Source organism: Halobaculum marinum (assembly GCF_029338555.1).
Taxonomy (GTDB): domain Archaea; phylum Halobacteriota; class Halobacteria; order Halobacteriales; family Haloferacaceae; genus Halobaculum; species Halobaculum marinum.
Window position 1 is genome coordinate 340,825 of record NZ_CP119989.1, and the last position, 18,504, is coordinate 359,328.

At 71.7% G+C, this 18,504-nt stretch carries 20 protein-coding genes; 14 read left to right on the forward strand and 6 right to left on the reverse strand.

Features of this window, described 5'->3' with window-relative positions:
* Positions 1–15: 15 nt before the first annotated feature.
* The 7 genes from P0R32_RS01845 (at position 16) to P0R32_RS01875 (ending at position 4,211) form a co-directional block, all read left to right on the forward strand.
* The gene (locus P0R32_RS01845; RefSeq protein WP_276239442.1) at positions 16–375 is read left to right on the forward strand and encodes a type II toxin-antitoxin system VapC family toxin; all 360 of its coding nucleotides are present in this window, start codon (positions 16–18) and stop codon (positions 373–375) included.
* A gap of 1 nt (position 376) precedes the next feature.
* Positions 377–955, forward strand: coding sequence for a DNA-directed RNA polymerase (locus P0R32_RS01850; RefSeq protein ID WP_276238226.1), 579 nt, complete (start codon positions 377–379; stop codon positions 953–955).
* A complete protein-coding gene (gene spt4 / locus P0R32_RS01855) occupies positions 955–1,152 on the forward strand; it encodes a transcription elongation factor subunit Spt4 (protein WP_276238227.1) in 198 nt (65 codons plus the stop codon). The genes P0R32_RS01850 and spt4 overlap by 1 nt, the downstream gene beginning before the upstream one ends.
* A 37-nt stretch (positions 1,153–1,189) precedes the next feature.
* On the forward strand, positions 1,190–1,720 hold the full coding sequence (locus P0R32_RS01860) for a GTP-dependent dephospho-CoA kinase family protein (RefSeq protein WP_276239443.1): 531 nt from the start codon (positions 1,190–1,192) through the stop codon (positions 1,718–1,720).
* A 104-nt stretch (positions 1,721–1,824) separates the two neighbouring features.
* The gene (locus tag P0R32_RS01865; RefSeq protein ID WP_276238228.1) at positions 1,825–2,133 is read left to right on the forward strand and encodes a 30S ribosomal protein S24e; all 309 of its coding nucleotides are present in this window, start codon (positions 1,825–1,827) and stop codon (positions 2,131–2,133) included.
* A 6-nt stretch (positions 2,134–2,139) separates the two neighbouring features.
* Positions 2,140–3,750: a bifunctional N(6)-L-threonylcarbamoyladenine synthase/serine/threonine protein kinase gene (locus tag P0R32_RS01870; RefSeq protein WP_276238229.1), complete on the forward strand. Its 1,611-nt coding sequence runs from the start codon at positions 2,140–2,142 to the stop codon at positions 3,748–3,750.
* 182 nt (positions 3,751–3,932) lie between these two features.
* Positions 3,933–4,211 (forward strand): DUF5808 domain-containing protein, encoded by a 279-nt coding sequence (locus tag P0R32_RS01875; protein ID WP_276238230.1) that lies wholly within the window; start codon positions 3,933–3,935, stop codon positions 4,209–4,211.
* 72 nt (positions 4,212–4,283) lie between these two features.
* On the opposite strand, the gene P0R32_RS01880 is transcribed toward P0R32_RS01875, so the two are convergent.
* The gene (locus tag P0R32_RS01880) at positions 4,284–4,703 is read right to left on the reverse strand and encodes a hypothetical protein (protein ID WP_276238231.1); all 420 of its coding nucleotides are present in this window, start codon (positions 4,701–4,703) and stop codon (positions 4,284–4,286) included.
* Positions 4,704–4,778: 75 nt separating this feature from the next.
* On the opposite strand from P0R32_RS01880, the gene P0R32_RS01885 reads away from it, so the two are divergent.
* From P0R32_RS01885 to P0R32_RS01905, 5 genes are all read left to right on the forward strand, one after another.
* Positions 4,779–5,027, forward strand: a complete 249-nt coding sequence (locus P0R32_RS01885) for a hypothetical protein (protein ID WP_276238232.1) — start codon at positions 4,779–4,781, stop codon at positions 5,025–5,027.
* Positions 5,024–6,046 carry a magnesium/cobalt transporter CorA gene (gene corA / locus P0R32_RS01890; protein WP_390218996.1) on the forward strand — a complete coding sequence of 341 codons (1,023 nt, stop codon included), beginning with the start codon at positions 5,024–5,026 and terminating at the stop codon, positions 6,044–6,046. The genes P0R32_RS01885 and corA overlap by 4 nt, the downstream gene beginning before the upstream one ends.
* A gap of 55 nt (positions 6,047–6,101) precedes the next feature.
* Positions 6,102–7,097: an oxidoreductase gene (locus P0R32_RS01895; protein WP_276238234.1), complete on the forward strand. Its 996-nt coding sequence runs from the start codon at positions 6,102–6,104 to the stop codon at positions 7,095–7,097.
* A gap of 72 nt (positions 7,098–7,169) precedes the next feature.
* A complete protein-coding gene (locus P0R32_RS01900; RefSeq protein WP_276238235.1) occupies positions 7,170–8,609 on the forward strand; it encodes an HD domain-containing protein in 1,440 nt (479 codons plus the stop codon).
* 103 nt (positions 8,610–8,712) lie between these two features.
* The gene (locus P0R32_RS01905) at positions 8,713–9,405 is read left to right on the forward strand and encodes an SOUL family heme-binding protein (RefSeq protein WP_276238236.1); all 693 of its coding nucleotides are present in this window, start codon (positions 8,713–8,715) and stop codon (positions 9,403–9,405) included.
* A 21-nt stretch (positions 9,406–9,426) separates the two neighbouring features.
* On the opposite strand, the gene P0R32_RS01910 is transcribed toward P0R32_RS01905, so the two are convergent.
* The 3 genes from P0R32_RS01910 to P0R32_RS01920 all read right to left on the reverse strand — a co-directional run bounded on the left by P0R32_RS01910 (position 9,427) and on the right by P0R32_RS01920 (position 14,152).
* Positions 9,427–10,665 (reverse strand): MBL fold metallo-hydrolase, encoded by a 1,239-nt coding sequence (locus P0R32_RS01910; RefSeq protein ID WP_276238237.1) that lies wholly within the window; start codon positions 10,663–10,665, stop codon positions 9,427–9,429.
* 384 nt (positions 10,666–11,049) lie between these two features.
* Entirely contained in the window at positions 11,050–12,447 is a 1,398-nt protein-coding gene (locus P0R32_RS01915; protein WP_276238238.1) for an FAD-dependent monooxygenase, read from the reverse strand.
* 10 nt (positions 12,448–12,457) lie between these two features.
* Entirely contained in the window at positions 12,458–14,152 is a 1,695-nt protein-coding gene (locus P0R32_RS01920; RefSeq protein ID WP_276238239.1) for an aldehyde ferredoxin oxidoreductase family protein, read from the reverse strand.
* A 132-nt stretch (positions 14,153–14,284) separates the two neighbouring features.
* Between P0R32_RS01920 and glmM the strand changes: the two genes are divergently transcribed.
* Positions 14,285–15,661, forward strand: coding sequence for a phosphoglucosamine mutase (gene glmM, locus P0R32_RS01925; protein ID WP_276238240.1), 1,377 nt, complete (start codon positions 14,285–14,287; stop codon positions 15,659–15,661).
* A gap of 57 nt (positions 15,662–15,718) precedes the next feature.
* On the opposite strand, the gene P0R32_RS01930 is transcribed toward glmM, so the two are convergent.
* Positions 15,719–16,516, reverse strand: coding sequence for a spondin domain-containing protein (locus P0R32_RS01930; RefSeq protein ID WP_276238241.1), 798 nt, complete (start codon positions 16,514–16,516; stop codon positions 15,719–15,721).
* 232 nt (positions 16,517–16,748) lie between these two features.
* Here P0R32_RS01930 and P0R32_RS01935 point away from each other — a divergent pair, with 232 nt between their 5' ends.
* Positions 16,749–17,273 (forward strand): GNAT family N-acetyltransferase, encoded by a 525-nt coding sequence (locus P0R32_RS01935; protein WP_276238242.1) that lies wholly within the window; start codon positions 16,749–16,751, stop codon positions 17,271–17,273.
* A gap of 19 nt (positions 17,274–17,292) precedes the next feature.
* Here the strand turns inward: P0R32_RS01935 and P0R32_RS01940 are convergent, their stop codons facing one another.
* On the reverse strand, positions 17,293–18,501 hold the full coding sequence (locus P0R32_RS01940) for a DUF7118 family protein (protein WP_276238243.1): 1,209 nt from the start codon (positions 18,499–18,501) through the stop codon (positions 17,293–17,295).
* Between the last annotated feature and the right edge of the window lie 3 nt (positions 18,502–18,504).

The window sequence follows — 18,504 nt, forward strand, 5'->3', positions numbered from 1 at the left end:
GATACGAACGCGCTGATGATGCCGGTGGAGTGCGGCGTCCGCGTGTTCGACGAGCTCGACCGGCTCGTGGACGACCCCGACCTCGTCACTCCGGAGGCGGTCGTCGCCGAGCTGGAGAAGCTCGCGGCGGGCGCCGGCGAGGAAGCCACGGCCGCCTCGGTCGGCCGGGACCTCGCGGAGCGGTGTCGGGTCGTCGCGACGGCGGAGGAGTACGCAGACGACGCGGTCGTCGAACTCGCCTCGGGCGATTCCGAGGCGCCGTTCGACGGCTACGTCACCACGAACGACCGCCCCCTGCGCGAGCGCCTCCTCGCTCGGGGCGTACGCGTAATCGGTTTAAGGGGCGCGAACACACTCGCGGTAACAGAACCATAGCATGTACAAACGGGTACGACTCAAGGACACGGTCGAGGTCCCGCCGGAGCATCTGGCGGACGTGAGCCGCGACCGCGTCCGCAAGCTCTTGCAGGACAAGTTGGAGGGACGCATGGACGAAGACGTCGGCAGCGTAGTCAGCGTCATCGAAGTCCACGACATCGGCGACGGCGCCGTCCTCCCGAACAGACCGGGCGTCTACTACGAGGCGGAGTTCGACGCCGTGACCTTCGATCCGGACATGCAGGAGGTCGTCGACGGGAACGTCGTGGAGGTCGTCGAGTTCGGCGCCTTCGTCGGCATCGGCCCCGTGGACGGCCTGCTGCACGTCTCACAGATCTCCGACGAGTACCTCGCGTACGACGGGGAGAACCAGCAGCTCGCCTCGACAGAGTCGAGCGACACGCTCGGCGTCGAAGACCCCGTCCGCGTCCGCGTCGTCACGAAGTCCATCGACGAGCGCAACCCGCGCGACTCGAAGATCGGCCTCACGGCGAAACAGCCCGGACTGGGCAAACACGAGTGGCTGGAGGCCGACGTGCGCCGTCGCGCCGAGGGGGCGCCCGCGGAGGGTAACTGATGGCGGAGGACCGCCTCGCCTGTCGCGAGTGCCACTTCGTCAACGACCCCGACGCCCAGACGTGCGAGAACTGCGGCTCGTCCTCGCTGACGGAGGACTGGGCCGGCTACGTCATCATCCCGCACCCCGAGAAGTCGGAGATCGCACCGGAGATGAACGTGAGCCAGGCCGGCAGCTACGCGCTGAAGGTCCGGTAACCGCGCGAGCACGACGCCACACCGTCACCGAATGTCGCTGCTCACGCTCCCCGACGACCTCCGCGGCGCGTTCAAAGACCCCATGGGTCCCGTCTACACCGACACGGAGCGACTGCTCTCCGACGCCGGCGACCCCATCGTCGCCGTCGGCGACGTCGTCGCCTACCACCTCCGCGTCGCCGGGCGCGACCCCGACGTCGCCGTCATCGACGGGAAGACCGAACGCGAGGCCGTGAGCGACGAGATCGCCGCCGTCCTCGCCGACGACGACCGTCGCATCGAGGTGACCAACGACCCCGCGACGCTCTCGGCGTCGATGCTGGAGGCGCTCGCCGAAGCGGTCGCCGACCCCGACCCGGTCGTCATCTACGTCACCGGGGAGGAGGACCTGGCGACCGTCCCCGCGCTCCTCGTCGCCCCCGAAGGAGCCAGCGTCGTGTACGGCCAACCCGGCGAGGGGATGGTGCTCGTCGACGTGACCGCGGCGTCGAAGCGCGAGGCGCGCGAGTTGCTCGGGAAGTTGGAGGGCGACACCGCGGCGGCGCTGGCGGCGCTGGGCGTCGAGTAGCACGCGAGCGGAGCGGCAGAGGCTGCCGGACACTACCGTACGCCGGTGCAGAGCGCTTCGAAGTCCTTTTCCCGGTGCCGGGTCCATTGACTGACAACTGAACCATGGACATCGACATCATCTCCGAGGAGGAGAACCCCATGCTCCACCGGACGGACGTCCGGTTCGAGGTGCAGCACGACGAAGCAACGCCCGCGCGTCTGCAGGTTCGCGACTCGCTCGCGGCCAAGCTCGACAAGGGCTCCGACGAAGTCGTCATCCAGGAACTCGACACGAAGTTCGGGATGCGCAAGACCGTCGGCTACGCGAAGGTGTACGAGACGGCCGAGTACGCTGCCGACATCGAGCAGGACTACGTCCTCGAGCGGAACGCCATCGCCGGCGACGAGGACGCCGAGGCAGAGGAAGCGTAACGCCGGATGCGCGTCCTCGGCGTCGAGGGGACCGCCTGGTGCGCCAGCGCCGCGGTGTTCGACGCCGAGACCGACGCCGTGTTTATCGAGTCCGACCCGTACGAACCCGACAGCGGCGGCATTCACCCGCGCGAGGCCGCCGAGCACATGGGCGACGCGATCCCACGGGTGATCGAGACGGCGCTCGACCACGCTCGCGACGAGTACGACGACCGTGACGACGACGAGCCGCCGGTCGACGCCGTCGCCTTCTCGCGCGGGCCCGGACTCGGCCCGTGTCTCCGCATCGTCGCCACCGCAGCGCGGGCGCTGGCACAGTCGCTCGGCGTCCCGCTCGTCGGCGTCAACCACATGGTCGCCCACCTCGAGATCGGTCGCCACCGCGCGGGGTTCGACTCGCCCGTCTGTCTGAACGCCTCCGGCGCGAACGCCCACCTGTTGGGCTTCCACGACGGCCGCTACCGCGTCCTCGGCGAGACGATGGACACCGGCGTCGGCAACGCGCTCGACAAGTTCACCCGACACGTCGGCTGGAGCCACCCCGGCGGCCCGAAGATCGAGTCGCACGCCGCCGACGGCGAGTTCGTCGAGTTGCCGTACGTCGTGAAGGGGATGGACTTCTCGTTCTCCGGGATCATGTCCGCCGCGAAGGACGCGTACGACGACGGCGTCCCCGTCGAAGACGTCTGTGTCGGGCTGCAAGAGCACGTGTTCGCGATGCTCACCGAAGTCGCCGAGCGAGCGCTGTCGCTGACGGGCACGGACGAACTCGTGCTCGGCGGCGGCGTCGGCCAGAACGCGCGCCTCCGGGAGATGCTCGCGTCGATGTGCGCCGAGCGCGGCGCCGAGTTCCACGCGCCCGAACCGCGGTTCCTCCGGGACAACGCGGGAATGATCGCGGTGCTCGGCGCGAAGATGGCCGCCGCTGGCGACACCGTCGCCGTCGCCGACTCGGCCATCGACCCCGACTTCCGGCCCGACCAGGTGCCGGTGACGTGGCGCTCGGGCGAATCGGTGGCGCGCGTCCCCGACCCGGACGGTGACGACGCCGACCTCCGCGGCGCGGAGGCGACCGTCGAGGTCCACGACGACGAGGTGGTGAAGCGACGGCTCCCGAAGGCGTACCGCCACCCCGACCTCGATGCGACGCTCCGGCGCGAGCGGACGGTCGCGGAGGCGCGCCTGCTCGCGGCGGCGCGACGCGCGGGCGTGCCGACGCCGCTGGTGCACGACGTGGACGTCCCCGAGGCGACGCTGACGATGCAGTTCGTGGGCGAGCGCGACCTCGCTGCCGACCTGACCACCGACCACGCGCGAACCGTCGGCCAACACCTCGCGCGACTCCACGGGGAGGGCGTCGTGCACGGCGACCCGACGACCCGGAACTGCCGTGTCGGTGGGGACCGGGTGTTCCTCATCGACTTCGGCCTCGGCTACCAGTCGGACCACGTCGAGGACTACGCGATGGACCTCCACGTGTTCGAGCAGTCCGTCGAGGGAACCGCGGCGACGGCGGAGCCGCTGGTGGCGGCGGTGGAGGCGGGCTACCGCGCGGTCGGCGACGAGGCGGTGTTGGAGCGCCTCCGCGGCGTCGAGCGACGCGGTCGCTACCAGTAGGGGCGGACAGGCGGCCCTGCTCGTGGCGAGCGACACGCGCCGTCGGGCCGCACACCCGCGTCCCGGCGCGCCGCGACTGTCAGCGCATCGTGGCGGCTGCGTCGCTATCGGGGAAGAACCCTCGCGAGGACCTGTCGGCGTCGGGGCAAAACGATTTATCCGAAGCCGCCGTTGGTCGGCACATGGCTGACAAACCCCAGTCTGGGGAACTCTTCGGGATCCCGTACAACTTCGAACGGCCGAGCGTCGGTCGCCTGCTCTCCTCGTACTGGCAGCCCGGCAAGGGCATGCTGGTGAAGAAGCCGTTCGGCATCGGCTACACGCTCAACCTCGCGAGTTGGCGCTCGTGGGTCGTGCTCCTCGTCGCCGGCGCGATGCTGTACCAGGAGCGGTCGAGCCGCGGCGGCGAGGAGACCGTCGAAGAGTCCGAGCCGGTCGAAGTCGTCGTCGACGACGACTGAGGCGAGGACGAGGGCGCGAGCGACCCACTACTCAATTGTGACCCGGCGATCGAAGCGAGCGAGCCCCGGCTATCACTCTCGCCACTTCCCCGAGCGTGCGCGCTCGCGCCACGCACGCTGTTGGGCGCGCTCGCTCACGTGGTCGAGGCCGCCTGCGAGGTCGTCGCGCACGGTCGTCTCGAACGCCTCCAGTTCGTCGACCAGACCGTGTCGGAACTCCGTGACGAGTTCGTACGTCCAGCGGTCCTCCACCGCGCCAAGCGGCAGGAGTCGGTCGCGAATCTCGTCGGCGTAGCCGTCGTGGCCGGCCTCCCGGAGTAGCTGCTCCGCCTCGGCGAACCGGTCCATGGCGTGGCCGGTTCGGTGGTGACAGCCGAGCAGGTCCGCGTACGCCCGGTAGGCGTGTTCGATACCCAACTGCAGGAGGTGGAGCGCACGCTCCTCGTCGTCGGTGAGTTCGGGGAGCGACCGGTCCGCGTCGTCGACTGCCATACCCGTGGTACGTCACCGCAAGGCATGGCTGTTGCGCGCCCGAACGATTAGGGGCCCCGCCGGTGACGCCGAGGCATGGACCGGACGTTCCTCGCCGCGATCGCCCTGACGCTGGCGTCGCTCGTCGGCTACGTCGCTGGCGTCGCGGCGCCGTACCCGGGGCGAGAGGTGAGCATCGCGGGGCTGTTGATCGGGGTGACGCTCGCGGCCGTCACGTACGGGCGCAACGGCGGTGGGACCGTCACCGGCGGGGGTGCGCCCCGATCCGATGGAGGCGACGCGACCACGAGGACGGCGGCGACGAACGAGAGTGACCGCCCGTGATCCGCGCGATGTCGTACACCGACGGCGAGGCGGCGACGTTCGATGATCCGGCGGCCGCCGCTGTGGCACCCGGGACGACGTGGGTGTGGGTAGACGTCGGTGAGTCGGCGGACGACGCCGACACCGCCCCCGCAGGCGACGGGCAGGGGCCGACCCGCCCGACGGGGGACTTGGCGACCGTGACCGAGCGGTTCGGCATCCACGCGCTCCACGCCGAGGACGTGGTCGGCGACGCCCGCCCGAAGTCGGAGGTGCTCGACGAGTACACGTTCCTGCTCGTGAAGGCCGCGCGCTTCCGCATCGGCGACACGACGTTCTTAGAGGAGATCCGGACCCGGTCCGTGGGCGTGTTCGTCGGCGACGACTGGCTCGTGACGGTGACGACCGACGGCGGCGCCGCCGTCGAGCCAGTGTGGAACCGCCTGGCTGGCGCCGAGCGACGGGCACTCGCGCGCGGCCCGGACTACGCGGGCTACCTCGTCGTCGACCGCATCGTGGACGGCTACTTCCGCCTGCTCGACGAGTTGGAGGACGACATCGAGACGGTCGAGGAGTTGGTGATCGACGCCCCCGACCCGGGGACGCTCGCCGAGATCAACGACCTCCGGCGGGAACTCCTCTCCGTCCGGCGGGTCGTGTGGCCGACGCGCGACGCGCTCAGCCCGCTGACGCGGGGCGACGCGGACCACGTCGCCGAGTCGACCGAGAAGTACTACCGCGACGTGTACGACCACGTCGTCCAGTTGGTCGAGTTAACCGAGACGTACCGCGACCTCACGGCGGGTGCGCGCGACATGTACCTCAACACGCTGTCGCAGTCGACCAACGAGGTGATGCGTCGGCTGACGGTCGTCGCGACGGTCGTCCTGCCGCTCACGTTCGTCGCGGGCGTGTTCGGGATGAACTTCGCGTCGATGCCGGAGCTGTCGTGGCCGTACGCCTACCACGCGACGATGCTCGGGATGGGTGGCATCGCGCTCGTGCTCATCGCGTACTTCCGGCGCGAGGGGTGGCTGTAGCGACGGCCTCGCCGCGACCTCCGGGTTTACCCCGTCGGCGCCCGTCTGGGGCGACATGACCGGCTGGACCGCGGCGGACCTCCCCGACATGGACGGCGAGCGCGTCGTCGTCACGGGAGCAAACAGCGGCATCGGGAAGGAGGCGACGCGGGGGTTCGCCCGCGCGGGCGCCGACGTGACCCTGGCGTGCCGGAGCGTCGACCGCGGCACGGACGCCGCCGCCGAGATCCGACACGCGGAACCGGGCGTCGACGGCGACGCACTCGACGTGCGCGAACTCGACCTCGCAGACCTGTCGTCGGTCCGCGCGTTCGCCGACGACTGGACGGAGCCGATCGACGTGCTGTGCAACAACGCGGGCGTGATGGCGATCCCGCGCACGGAGACCGTCGACGGCTTCGAGACACAGTTCGGCGTCAACCACCTCGGGCACGTCGCGCTCACCGGCCTCCTGCTCGACCACCTCCGCGCCGCCGACGGCGAGAGCCGCGTCGTCACGCAGTCGAGTGGCGTCCACGAGCGCGGCGAGATCGACTTCGACGACCTCCAGCACGAATACGAGTACGGCAAGTGGGAGGCGTACGCCCAGAGCAAGCTGGCGAACGTGCTGTTCGGCTACGAACTCGACCGCCGACTCGACGCCGCCGGCGTCGACGACGTGACCAGCGTCGTCTGCCACCCCGGGTACGCCGCGACGAACCTCCAGCGACGCGGCCCCGAGGCCGAGGGGTCGGAGTTCCGCGCCTTGCTGATGAAGGCCGCCAACGCGGTGTTCGCGCAGTCGGCCGAGCGCGGCGCGTGGCCGCTGCTGTACGCCGCGACCGCACCGACCGTCTCCGGGGGCGACTACGTCGGCCCCGGCGGGCTGTTGAACATGCGGGGGCACCCGGAACGCCAGCGCTCCAGCGACCGCTCGTACCGCGAGGACGACGCCGAGCGGCTCTGGACGGTGTCCGAGGAGCTGACGGGCGTGTCGTTCGGCCTCGACGGCGCGGCCGACGCCGCCGGGGAGGAAGACGCCGCCGAAGCGGCGGACGCCACCGACGACTGAGCCGACCGAGTCGACGGCGCCGCCCCGAACCGAACGGCACTTCACCCGCCGCCGTGGAGTCGGAGGAACACCGTGAGCACGCGACGCGTCAAGGACCCGGTCCACGGCTACATCGAGTTGGACGAGGAGCTGGTCGAGCGCGTCGTCGACACCCGGACGTTCCAACGCCTGCGACACGTTCGCCAACTGTCGGCGACGTACCTCGTGTACCCGGGGGCGACCCACACCCGCTTCGAGCACTCGCTCGGCGTGTACCACCTCGCGACGACCGTCTTCGAGAGCCTCCGCTCGCAGTCGTACTTCCGCGACGGCGTCGGCGAGGCTGAACTCGACGACATCCAGCGGACGCTCGCGTGCGCCGCCCTCCTCCACGACGTGGGCCACACGCCGCTGTCGCACGTCGGCGAGCGACACCTCGACGCCGCCGCGCTGCGCGACCGACTCGCGGCGTTGGGGCTCGCCGAGCGGTTCGAGCGGGTCGGCGTCGCCCCCGAGGGCGACTCGGGGTGGGAGCACCCGTACCCGATCCGGACAGCCGCACCACACGAACTGCTGAGCTGTGTGGTCGTCCTCGAACGGTTCGCGGAGCCGCTGTGTGCGATGGACGTGGACCCGTTCGAGGTGTGCGCGCAGGTGCTCGGCTGGAGCCTCGCGTACGAGGCCGGCGGGCGCTGGCAACACGGCGTCGCCGCCCAGCTCCTCCACTCGCCGGTCGACGTAGACCGCCTCGACTACATCATCCGCGACGACCGGATGACCGGCGCGGACGTGCTCGGCGTCGACACCGACCGGATGCTCGCCGCCTACACCGCCCACCCGGATGCGGGCCTCGCGCTCTCCGAGCAGGCGCTGTCGACGGTCGGCAACTACCTCGAAGGACGCGTCTCGCTGTACATGTGGGTGACGCAGCACCACAAGTCGGTGTACGCGAACGTGCTCGTCGGGCGCCTGCTGGACGAACTCGCCGCCGCCGAGGACGACCCGCTGTTCCCCGTCGACGGCGTCGTCGACGGGTGGCTCACCGACCACACCGCGATGGAGCGCCTGCGCCGGGCCGCCGCCGACCCGCCGACCGAGGCGTTCGCCGCGCTGTACGACCGCTTCCGCTCGCGCGACTTCGCCGAGTCGTGCTGGAAGCACCGCCTCGGCTACGCTGACGTGATCGCACCCGAGACGAACGAGGGAGTCGTCGCCTACTCCGAGTGGCTCGTCGGCGACGCCGACCGGCTGGAGGCAGTGCTCACCGAGGCACTCGTCGTGCCGAGCCACGAGGTGTGGATCGAACGCTCGTACGTCCCCGAGTACGAACCGGAGGAGTTGGCCGACATCCCGCTGGCGCACAACGGGCGCGTCCAACCGCTGTCGGACCACGGCCTGTACGGCGGTCGCGAGTTCGACCGCTCGGTGCCGTTCGTGTACGTCCCCGCCGGCCACGTCGACCGCGCGGTCGACGTCCTCAACGACCGCTACGTCGCGGAAGTCGGCGTCGGCGTCCCGACGGCCGGTCGGTGAGCGGCGTGAGCGGCGTGAGCGGCGTGAGCGACCGACGCGGGCGCGTCCGGGTGCGTCGGGGTCGTGAGAAACAGTATACGCTCCGGGCGCGTATCCGGTCGGTATGAAGCGAACCACCTCGCTCGCGCTCGGCGCCGTCGGTGGCCTCGTGGGCCTCGTCGGTGCGTGGAACCTCTACCAGCGCTACACCACCGAGACGGTGCCGTACACCGTCGTCGCCAGCGTCGGCGACGTGGAGTTGCGCCGGTACCCGCCGACCGTGCTCGCGGAGACGGTCGCCGACAGCCGACGCGAGGCGTTCGGTCGGCTGTTCCGCTACATCGCCGGCGCCAACGAGGCGGAGACGGACCTCGCGATGACCGCCCCCGTCCAGGTGGACGGCGACGGGGGCGACGGCGGCGTGTCCATCCCGATGACGGCGCCCGTCGAGGTGAGCGACGGCAACCGGCGCATCCCGATGACCGCCCCCGTCGAGACGGACGCGTCCGCCGACGGCGTGCGCATGGCGTTCTACCTCCCGGCTGAGTACGACGCCGAGACGGCGCCGCGCCCGACCGACGAGGACGTGACGCTCGTCGCGGTGCCCGAGCGGACGCTCGCCGTCCGACGGTTCTCGTGGCGCGCCACCGACCGCCGGGTGACCAACGAGGTCGAGAAGCTGGAGGACGCGCTGGAGGACGCGTCCGTGCCCCTGGCTGGCGAACCGTTCTACATGGGGTACGACGCGCCGTGGACGCTCCCGTTCCTCCGGCGCAACGAGGTCGCCGTCGAGGTGGAGTCGGCCGACGCCACCTGAGGCGCAGCGACGACCCGCTGGTCAGACGACGACGCGCTCGCCCAGTTCTGGCGCGCTCGCGTCGTAGCCGTCTGCCCGAAGTTCCTCGGCGAACGCCGGACAGCGGTCGCCGTGGTTGACGAGCACGGTCGCGTCGCGGTAGCTGTCGAGGAACGCGCGGAGGCCGTCGCGGTCGGCGTGCGCCGAGAAGTCGAACAACTCGACGCCGGCGGCGACGGGGACGACCCCGCCGTCCAACTCGCAGCGCCCGTGTTCGAGGAGTTGCCGACCGTTCGTCCCCTCGACCTGATAACCGGTGAGACAGACGTGGTTCGTCGGGTCCGAGCGCAGGAGGGGGAGGTAGCGCATCACCGGGCCGCCGGACACCATCCCGGAGGTGGTGACGATGGCCTCGTTGTCGGCGGCGATGCGCTCGCGCTGGCCGTCCTTCCCCGTGACGTAGCGGGCCCCGGACTTCGCCCGACGGAGCGCGTCGGGGTCGCGGACGAACTCGGGGTGGCGGCGCACGATGTCGGTGACCGTCTGACCCATCCCGTCGAGGTACGGGCGCACCTCCGTGTCGCCCAACACGAGCAGCACCTCCTGCGTGCGGCCGATCGCAAACGCCGGGATCAGTGCCGTGCCGCCCTCGTAGCGGGTGCGGCGCACGCGCTCGACGAACCGCTCCTCGACGCGCCGGCGGTCCTCGTGGGCCACGTCCGAGTACGTGCTCTCACAGATCACCGTGTCCGCGTCGGGCCGGGCGGTCGACCCCGACAGCAGGCGCGTGTCGTCGGTGTGGAAGTCCGCGGTGTAGAGGAGGCGGGTGTCGCCGTCGTCGACGAGGACGTGCGCGCTCCCGGGGATGTGGCCGGCGTCGTAGAAGGTGACCTCGTAGTCGGTGCCGCCGGCTTCGACGACGAACGGCTCGTCGTAGCCGTGGCGCTGCTCGACCTCACCGATCCGCTGGACGTGGCTCTCGGTGAACGTGCAGTCGTAGCCGCGCAGTTTCAGCGTGTCGCGGGCGAGCACCCGCGCCAACTCGCTCGTCGGCGGCGTCCAGTGAATCGGCGGCCGGCGGTCGCCGCGGAGGAGCGCGGGCACCTGCCCCACGTGGTCGAGGTGGCCGTGGCTGACGACGACGGCGTCCGGCTCCGGGCGACCGACGGGGTACTGCGGCGGGTCCCCGGTGAGCGTCCCGTAGTCGAGGAGGAGCGCGTCGTCGACGAGGATCGCCGAGCGACCCACCTCTCGGGCGCCGCCGAGGAACTGGATCTCCATCGACAGAGGGCAGGGGCTCGCGGCGGTTGGGTTCGTCGGTTCGCGCCGGGCTCCCGGTCGCGCCCCGTCGCGGTTCCGCGTCCGCTCCCGTTCGGCTCCCGTGTTCTCGTCGCTCCCGTTGCTCGCGTTTGCTCCCGATGCTCCCGATGCTCCCGGTCGACCCGCTCAGATCACTTGGACGGCGATGAGCGCCGCCGCCACTCCTGCGACAACCAGGAGCGTCCCCAGCGAGATGGTCGACATCCGTTTGGTGTTCACATCGGATCCGGAGTGGAGGTGCGGGATAACCGTTCGGCCCCGCCTATCACGGCTGAAAGGCGGTGTCGCGCCGGGCGTGCCGTCGCCCGTCTGGTCGACGGTGCCGGCGACGGCTCAGTCGACGAGTCAGTCCCCGTCCGCGTCGACGAAGCGGTCGCGCGCGACCGACACCGAGCGGTCGCCGAGCGCGAACGCCTCGACGGGCCGGCGGGCGAGGCGGCTCCGCGCGGCGACCCGGCCGAACGCGGCCGCCGGGACGCGCACGAGCGCCGGCGGGACGTACCGGCCGTACCGGAGCCACGCGGCGAGCGACCGGGCGCCGCGGCGCTGGAGCCGGATGACGCGCTCGACGGTCGGTCGGCGGCGGCGCTCGAACGGACGGAGTGTCGCCGCCGAGAGCGGCCCGTTCCCCGACGCGAGTGCCCCCGCCAGCAGGTCGTGGAGGACGACCGCGTCCTCGACGGCGAGGGGGTTCCCCTGCGCGCCGATGGGGCTGGCGACGTGGGCGGCGTCGCCGAGCAGGACGAGGCCGTCGCGGGTCCACGTCGGTGCGACGCCGGGCGCGACGTCGAGGAGCGTCGTGTCGGCGAAGCCATCGAGGTGAGCCGCCATCGCGTCGGCCACCGCGGGGTCGACGGCGGCGACGCGCTCGCGGAACGCGTCGAACCCCTCGGCGCGGACCGCCGGCCACGTGCCGTCGAGGACCGGGTAGCCCACCTGGAGGCGGCCGCCGCCGAGGCCGAAGTGGACGAGCACGCCCCCCGGCCCGAACTGCCCCTGTGTCGCGGCGTCGACCGCGCCTGCCGGGAGGGTGAACCACACCAGGTCGATGGGCGAGTCGAACAGCCCCGCGTCGATATCGGCGGTCGAGCGCACCGTGGAGTAGCGGCCGTCGGCGCCGACGACGACGCGGGCGTCGACCGCGACGACCTCGTCGGCCGCGCGGTCGCGGGCGACGACGCCGCACACCGCGCCGTCGGCGTCGCGCCGGAGGTCGGTCACCGTCGTCGAGGGACGGAAGACGAAGCCGTCGTACGCGCTCGCGCGGTCGACGAGGAGTTCCAACAGCGCCGGCTGTTCCATCAGCAGCGCGTACGGGTAGTCGGTGTCGAGCAGGTCGAAGTCGAGGACGGACACCCGTTCGCCGGCGACGACGAACGAGCCGTCTCGGACCGTCTCGTGGGCGAGGTCGAGCACGTCGTCGAGCACGCCCATCTCGTCGAACAGCCGGACGACGCCGGGGTTCCAGCCGAACCCGCGGTACTCGCGCTCGAACGTCGCCTCCCGCTCGACGAGCGTCACGTCGACGCCGCTGCGGGCGAGCAGGGACGCGAGCACCGCGCCGCCGGGGCCGCAGCCGACGACGACGACCTCCGTCGTCTCCGTGCGGTCCGGGGCGGGCGCGTCGTCGCGGTCGGCGGTCCCCGCGTCGGTCGTGTTGGCCGCGTGGGTCGCGTTGGCCGCGTGGGTCGCGTTGGCCGCGTCGGCCGCATCAGACTCGTCGGCGACCGCGGTGTCCGTCACGACGGCCCCCTCAGTCGTCCGCCGCCGCCGCGTCGCTCCCCCCGCCAGCCTCGCCGAGGCCGGGGACGACGCCGTCCTCGCGCCAGCCGCGGGACTCGTAGTACTCGTCGAGCGCGGCGTCGAAGCCGTCGATGTCGTACGGGAGCGTGTCGTCGGCGCGGTCGAAGCCGCGGCGGTTGTTGAACGCCCGCTCCAACTCCACGACGCGGGCGCCCACGTCGAACAAGTCGTCGTAGTCGGCGTCCAGCAGTGCGCCCAGTCGCTCGTCGCTCACGAAGTCCCGGCTGAACTTGCACGCGACCGCCGAGTCGAGGACGGCGGCGTGGTTCTCCGCTTCGGCGACGAGCGGCGGCTTCCCCTCCAGCCCGCGTTTGTCGAGCGCCTCCTCCTTGGAGACGAGCGGGTACTCCTTCGCGTAGAAGCCGGCGTACATGTGGTCGGCGCCGCGGTTCGACACCGCGAACGAGAGGCCCTGCCCGTTGAGCGCCCGACCGTCGTGGGCGGCGAACTCCAGTCCCTTCACGGTCCAGTCGTCGACGCCCAACTCGGCGGCGGCGCGGTGGACGCCCTCCGCGAGCAGGTCGCCGACCTCGCCCTCGCGGAACGCCGCCTTCTGGAGCAATTCGCGGGCGCGCTCGGCGTTGCCGAGGTCGTCCTCGCTGGCGAGGTACGCCGCCATCGTGTCGCCCGCGGAGATGGTGTCGACGCCGAGGCGGTCACACAGTTCGTTCCCCTTCATCACCTCGACCACGTCGTCGACCGACTGGTTCGACCCCCACGCCATCACCGTCTCGAACTCCGGCCCCTCCGTCTCGACGCCCGCCTCCTCGTCTCTCGTGGGGAGTTTGCACGCGAACGCACACTGCGAGCAGGTTCCCCGCTTGTACTTCTTCGACTCCACTGCGTCGCCGCCGATGCCCTCGACGCCGTCGAACGACTGCTTCGAGAAGTAGTCGGTCGGGAGCGCCTCCACCTCGTTGGCGAGTTCGGTGACGCTGGTGGTTCCCTGCCGCTTCATGATGTGGTCCGACGTGGCGGCCTCGCGGTGGATCTCTGACTGCACGGGGTCGATCTCCACGTCGGCTTCCGCGTCGCCGTCGAACGTGAGCACCTTCACGTTCTTGCTCCCGAGCACCGCCCCCATGCCGGTGCGCCCGAACGCGCGGGTCTCGCTGGTCATCACGCAGGCGTAGCGCACGAGGTGCTCGCCGGCGGGGCCGATGCACGCGAGGTGTTCGGCCTCGAGGTCGTGTTCCTCCTCGGCCCACGCCGTCACCTCGGGCACCTCCGCGTCGACCAACTCGGGCACTTCCTCGAACGTGACGCCGTCGTCGCGGACGTGGACTGCGAGGGGTTCGTCCGCTGCGCCGCGGAGTTCGACGGCGGCGTAGCCGGTCCCGGTGAAGTTGCGCGAGAGGAAGCCGCCGGCGTTCGAGGACGCGAGGCCGCCCGTCAGCGGGGAGACGCTCGTCATGTTCATCCGTCCGGTGAAGCTCATCGACGAGTGTTGGAGCGGCCCCGTCGTCAGGTACAGACGGTTCTCCGGGCCGAGCGGGTCCGCGTCGAACGGGACGCGGTCGAACGCCAGTTTGGTGGCGACGCCGCGCCCGCCGACGAACGCCCCGAGCACGTCGTCGACGTCCTCTTCGGTCGCCTCGCGTGCCGAGAGGTCGACCGACAACAGTCGACCGGTCGCGTGGATCATGGGCGGGCGTTCGTCGGCATCCGAGGTAAATCCCGCCCCGGCCACCGCGGGGACGACCCCCTCGGTTCGGTGTCGCAAGGGGCGCTACGGGTCGGAACCACTATCCCGCCCGGCGTCGGACCTACGAACCGAATGAAGGTCTTCGGATCGAGCGGCACCCGCGGGGTCGTGGGCGAGGAGTTCACCCCGGAGTTCGTCTCCCGGGTGGCGGCCGCCGCCGCGGCGACGTGGGACGCCGAGCGCGTCGCCCTCGGCCGCGACACGCGCACGTCCGGGCGGACGTTCGCGGACGCCGCCGCCGCCGGCATCACCGCCGCCGGCGTCGACGTGGAGCGACTCGGCGTCGTCCCGACCCCGAGTCTGGTGCGGTACTGCGAAGTCGAGGCCGTGCCGGGCGTGATGATCACGGCGTCGCACAACCCGCCGGAGTTCAACGGCGTGAAACTCGTCGGCGACGACGGGGTCGAACTCCCCGTCAACCGGCTCGAAGTGATCGAAGAGCGCCTGCTCGCGGAGAACACCACCACGGTCGCGTGGGACCGCATCGGCGCCTCCCGCCGCGTCGCCGACGCCAACGACGACTACGTCGCAGAGATGCTCGACACGGTCGACCGCGACGCCATTGCCGACGCGAACCCCACGGTCGCGCTCGACCCCGGCCACGGCGCCGGCGCACTCACCTCCCCCGAGTTCTTCCGCGAGTTGGGCTGTGACGTCGTCACGGTGAACGCCCAGCCAGACGGCCACTTCCCGGGACGCGACCCCGAACCCGTCGAGAAGAACCTCGCCGACCTGAAACGGCTCGTCCGCGCCGCCGACGCCGACGTGGGTATCGCCCACGACGGCGACGCCGACCGCGCCGTGTTCGTCGACGAGGACGGCGACTACGTCGAGGGGGACGCCTCGCTTGCGGCACTGGCGGCCCACCACCTCGGCGAGGGCGACACGACCGTCGCCGCGGTGAACGTCTCCCAGCGCCTCGTCGACGTCTGCGAGGCGGCGGGCGCGAACCTCGAACTCACGCCCATCGGCTCGACGAACATCATCACCCGGATCAAAGAGCTGTGGCGCGAGGGCGAGTCCGTCCCCGTCGCCGGCGAGGGGAACGGCGGCGTGTTCTTCCCCGACTACCGACTCGTGCGCGACGGCGCGTTCATCGCCGCGAAGTTCCTCGAACTGCTCGCCGAGCGCGACGCGAGCGTGAGCGAGGTGGTCGCCCCCTACGAGGACTACACGAACGTCCGCGAGAACCTCACCTACGAGTCCGACGCCGAGTTGACCGCGATGCTGGAAGCCGCCGCGGCGTACGCGGAGGCCGCCGACGCCGACCCGGACACCAAAGACGGCTACCGCCTCGACTACGGCGACGCGTGGGTGCTCGTGCGCCCCTCCGGCACGGAGCCGAAGGTGCGCGTATACGCCGAGTCCGCCGACCCCGAGCGTGCGCGGGCGCTCGCGACCGAGGCGCGCGAGGCGCTCGAAGACGCGAAGGCCGGCGTCGAGGCGTAGCCGACAGCGAGGCGTAACCGACGCCCGCGGTCGTGCCGACGCCGCGACTCGTTCTCCTCACTCGATCCGTTCGACCTGCACCAGCGCCGCCGGTTCCTCCCACCCGTACACCGCCGGGTCGAGGTCGCCATCGCCCGAAACGCCCGGGTGCGGCCGGATCACGTCGTCGGTCGCCAGGTCCGGGTTACTCTCGGTCGTCCCCCCGTCCGGGTCGCCGCCGAGGATGAGCGACTGGGCGGGCGGGACGAGGTCTTCGTACAGTTCGGTGTTCTCCTCGGTCCCCACGTCGTAGCCGTTGGCGTAGTGCGTCTCGGAGGCGTTCACCGCGGTCGGCAGTTCGACCGTGTCGAGCCCGACGATGCCGTCGTTGGTCGCGACGAGCATCGACAGGAACGTGAGGTGGGTCGCGCTCGCGTCCGCCGACAGCTCCAGCGACGTGTAGTACGGGAGGTCCGTCTCCCCGGGGTCGCCCGCGGGCACCAGCGGCGACCCGCCGACGGTGGCCGTGCGGATGGCGTTCGTCTCTCCGATCAGCGCGAGCAGCGGGTCGAGGTTCCCGTTCTCGGCGAGTTGCTGGACCGCCTCGTTCGCCGGCTCGCCGACGGAGAACACCTCGGCGCTCGGGCGGTGGAGCGCCACCGCCGGCGGGGTGAACGGCTGCCCCGGCGTGAGGTTCGCGACCGTCACGCGGTAGGTTCGGGCGCCGCCGCCGTTCCCGTTCTCGTCGTCCTCGTCGTCTTCGTCGTCCTCCTGTGCCCACGCGAGACCCGCGCCGCCGAGCGCGAGCGCCCCCGCGGCCCCGCCCGCCGCGAGCGCGCGCCGGCGAGTGAGCCAGAGCGTGTGGTCGTCGGTCATTCGTCGGTCCCTCCGCCCGTCCGGATCGCACCAGTCGTGTTCATGACGAACGGAGGAGAGACGCGCCAGGACCGCTTCGTTATGCGACGACGGCACGCGAGTAGGGGTGCCGCAGGCCCGGATAATGTCGCTCGTGTGCAGGCGCGTCTCGACTCGGGTGCGAGCCTACTCCCGGTAGGCTGCCCCCCGAGCACCCCCGCGACTTTTGCTCGAACGGCACCGAGTCGGCGACATGGACACGCTGGTTCGCTCCGTCGCATCGGCGGCGGAGTTCCGCGCGGCGTTGGAGGTGAACCGCGCGGCGTGGCGCGACGCCTACGCCGACATCCTCCCCGCCGACCGACTCGACGCGATGACGGTGCCGAGCGGCGCCGCCCTCCAGACGCGGTACGAACGCGCCAAGGGCGAAGACCGTGCGTTCCTCGTGGCCGTCGACCGCGCGCCCGGCGCGGTCGTCGGGTTCGCCGACGTCGTGTGGGGCGACGGCCGCAAGGCGTTCTGCGAGGCCGGAGACGCCGACCTGCGGGCGATATACGTCCACCCAGACCGACAGGGCTCGGGGGTCGGGACGGCGTTGCTCGACGCGCTCGTCGCGCGGGTCCCCGACCAGTTCGACCGACTCGCGCTGGAGACGTTCGAGGCGAACGACGCGGCCCGCGGGTTCTACGAGGCGCGCGGCTTCGAGCGCGTCGGCTCGTCGGCGTTCGAGGCGTGGGACGGGTCGTACCCGACAGCGGTGTACGCGCGACCGCTGTAGTCCGCGGTCGCGCCCATGGTCACTCGCCGTCGAGCGCGTCGGTCAGCGCGGCCCGCCGTGCCCGTGCGGCGGCCAACTCGTCGGCCGCGGCGCCGGAGGCGACGCGGTCGAACTCAGCGTCCGACAGTTCCGCCTCCGCCTCGGCGGCGCGGCGGAGTCGCTCGTACTCGGGGTGGTCGGCCGCCCCCCGAAGCGCGCGAGCGCGGGCGACGACCGACTCGTCGGCGAACTTCGCGACCAGCGAGACGAGTTCCTCTCGCTGGAAGCGGAGCGTCTCCGCCGCCGGCGGCGGCCAGCCAACGGTCAGAGGGTCGGCGGAGAGCCGTTCGAGATACGTCCGGTGAGGACGCACCCGGGCGGTGAACGTGCCCGGGTCCGCGACGTAGTGGTCCAGTTTCGACGCGGAGTAGTCGGCGTACTCCAGCAGGTCGGGGATAGGGTCGGTCCCTGCGTCCACGTCGTCGAGGAACGTCACCAACTCCGGCGGCGGGGTCGTGTAGTCGACGAACGGCGTCTCGGCGGCCTCGGCGACGAACGCCAGCACTTCGCGGGCGGGCGCCTCCCGACGGAACGACTCGAAGGCGGCCGCGACGGCGTCGTCGTACGCGGCGATGGGGTCGCGGAGGTTCTCGACCGGCGCGTCGAGGTCGGCCTCGCCCAACTCCACGAGGCGATCCAACTCTGCGATCCGGTCGTCGAGGCGGTCGAGCCGACGCTGTGCGTCTCGTTCGGCCTCGTACACGGCGGTCGCCGCGCCCTCGCGTTCGGCGAGGCGGCCGGCGAGGTCGCGGGCCGGGCCCAGCGCCTCGCGGGCGCGCTCGAAGTCCGACTCGGAGAGGCGACGCCCGTCGACCGCCTCGTTGGCTCGCTCGAACGCGTCGTAGCCGGGGGTGGACTCGTCGAGACCCTCGACGACGCCCGCGAACTCTCCTTGGAACTCCACGTACGCCTGGAAGTCGCCGGTGCCGGTGGCGGAGTCGGCGTACCGCTCCAGCAGGCGGTCGGCGCGGTCGACCGCGTCGCGAACCGTCTCCAGCGTCGCCTCGCCGTGCTCCTCGACCGCGGCCTCGGCGTCGGCGCGGCGTTGGCGGGCCGCGCGGAGGTCCGCGAGCAGCGTAGCCGCGTCGCGGTCGGCGTCCGGGAGAGGGTCCGGGGTCGCACTCGCGTCGGGCGAGGGCCGGGCGTCGCCCGTCGGCCCGTCGGCCGCGTGGTCGGCGTCGCGCGCCATCGG

What these genes read in the sequence shown, in the direction of transcription:
- P0R32_RS01885 (WP_276238232.1), top strand. Translation starts at nt 4,779, where the DNA reads ATGGACCGGACGTTCCTCGCCGCGATCGCCCTGACGCTGGCGTCGCTC.
- P0R32_RS01845 (WP_276239442.1), top strand. Translation starts at nt 16, where the DNA reads ATGATGCCGGTGGAGTGCGGCGTCCGCGTGTTCGACGAGCTCGACCGG.
- P0R32_RS01920 (WP_276238239.1), bottom strand. Translation starts at nt 14,152, where the DNA reads ATGATCCACGCGACCGGTCGACTGTTGTCGGTCGACCTCTCGGCACGC.
- P0R32_RS01930 (WP_276238241.1), bottom strand. Translation starts at nt 16,516, where the DNA reads ATGACCGACGACCACACGCTCTGGCTCACTCGCCGGCGCGCGCTCGCG.
- P0R32_RS01880 (WP_276238231.1), bottom strand. Translation starts at nt 4,703, where the DNA reads ATGGCAGTCGACGACGCGGACCGGTCGCTCCCCGAACTCACCGACGAC.
- P0R32_RS01905 (WP_276238236.1), top strand. Translation starts at nt 8,713, where the DNA reads ATGAAGCGAACCACCTCGCTCGCGCTCGGCGCCGTCGGTGGCCTCGTG.
- P0R32_RS01875 (WP_276238230.1), top strand. Translation starts at nt 3,933, where the DNA reads ATGGCTGACAAACCCCAGTCTGGGGAACTCTTCGGGATCCCGTACAAC.
- P0R32_RS01895 (WP_276238234.1), top strand. Translation starts at nt 6,102, where the DNA reads ATGACCGGCTGGACCGCGGCGGACCTCCCCGACATGGACGGCGAGCGC.
- P0R32_RS01940 (WP_276238243.1), bottom strand. Translation starts at nt 18,501, where the DNA reads ATGGCGCGCGACGCCGACCACGCGGCCGACGGGCCGACGGGCGACGCC.
- P0R32_RS01910 (WP_276238237.1), bottom strand. Translation starts at nt 10,665, where the DNA reads ATGGAGATCCAGTTCCTCGGCGGCGCCCGAGAGGTGGGTCGCTCGGCG.
- P0R32_RS01850 (WP_276238226.1), top strand. Translation starts at nt 377, where the DNA reads ATGTACAAACGGGTACGACTCAAGGACACGGTCGAGGTCCCGCCGGAG.
- spt4 (WP_276238227.1), top strand. Translation starts at nt 955, where the DNA reads ATGGCGGAGGACCGCCTCGCCTGTCGCGAGTGCCACTTCGTCAACGAC.
- P0R32_RS01935 (WP_276238242.1), top strand. Translation starts at nt 16,749, where the DNA reads ATGGACACGCTGGTTCGCTCCGTCGCATCGGCGGCGGAGTTCCGCGCG.
- glmM (WP_276238240.1), top strand. Translation starts at nt 14,285, where the DNA reads ATGAAGGTCTTCGGATCGAGCGGCACCCGCGGGGTCGTGGGCGAGGAG.
- P0R32_RS01870 (WP_276238229.1), top strand. Translation starts at nt 2,140, where the DNA reads ATGCGCGTCCTCGGCGTCGAGGGGACCGCCTGGTGCGCCAGCGCCGCG.
- P0R32_RS01865 (WP_276238228.1), top strand. Translation starts at nt 1,825, where the DNA reads ATGGACATCGACATCATCTCCGAGGAGGAGAACCCCATGCTCCACCGG.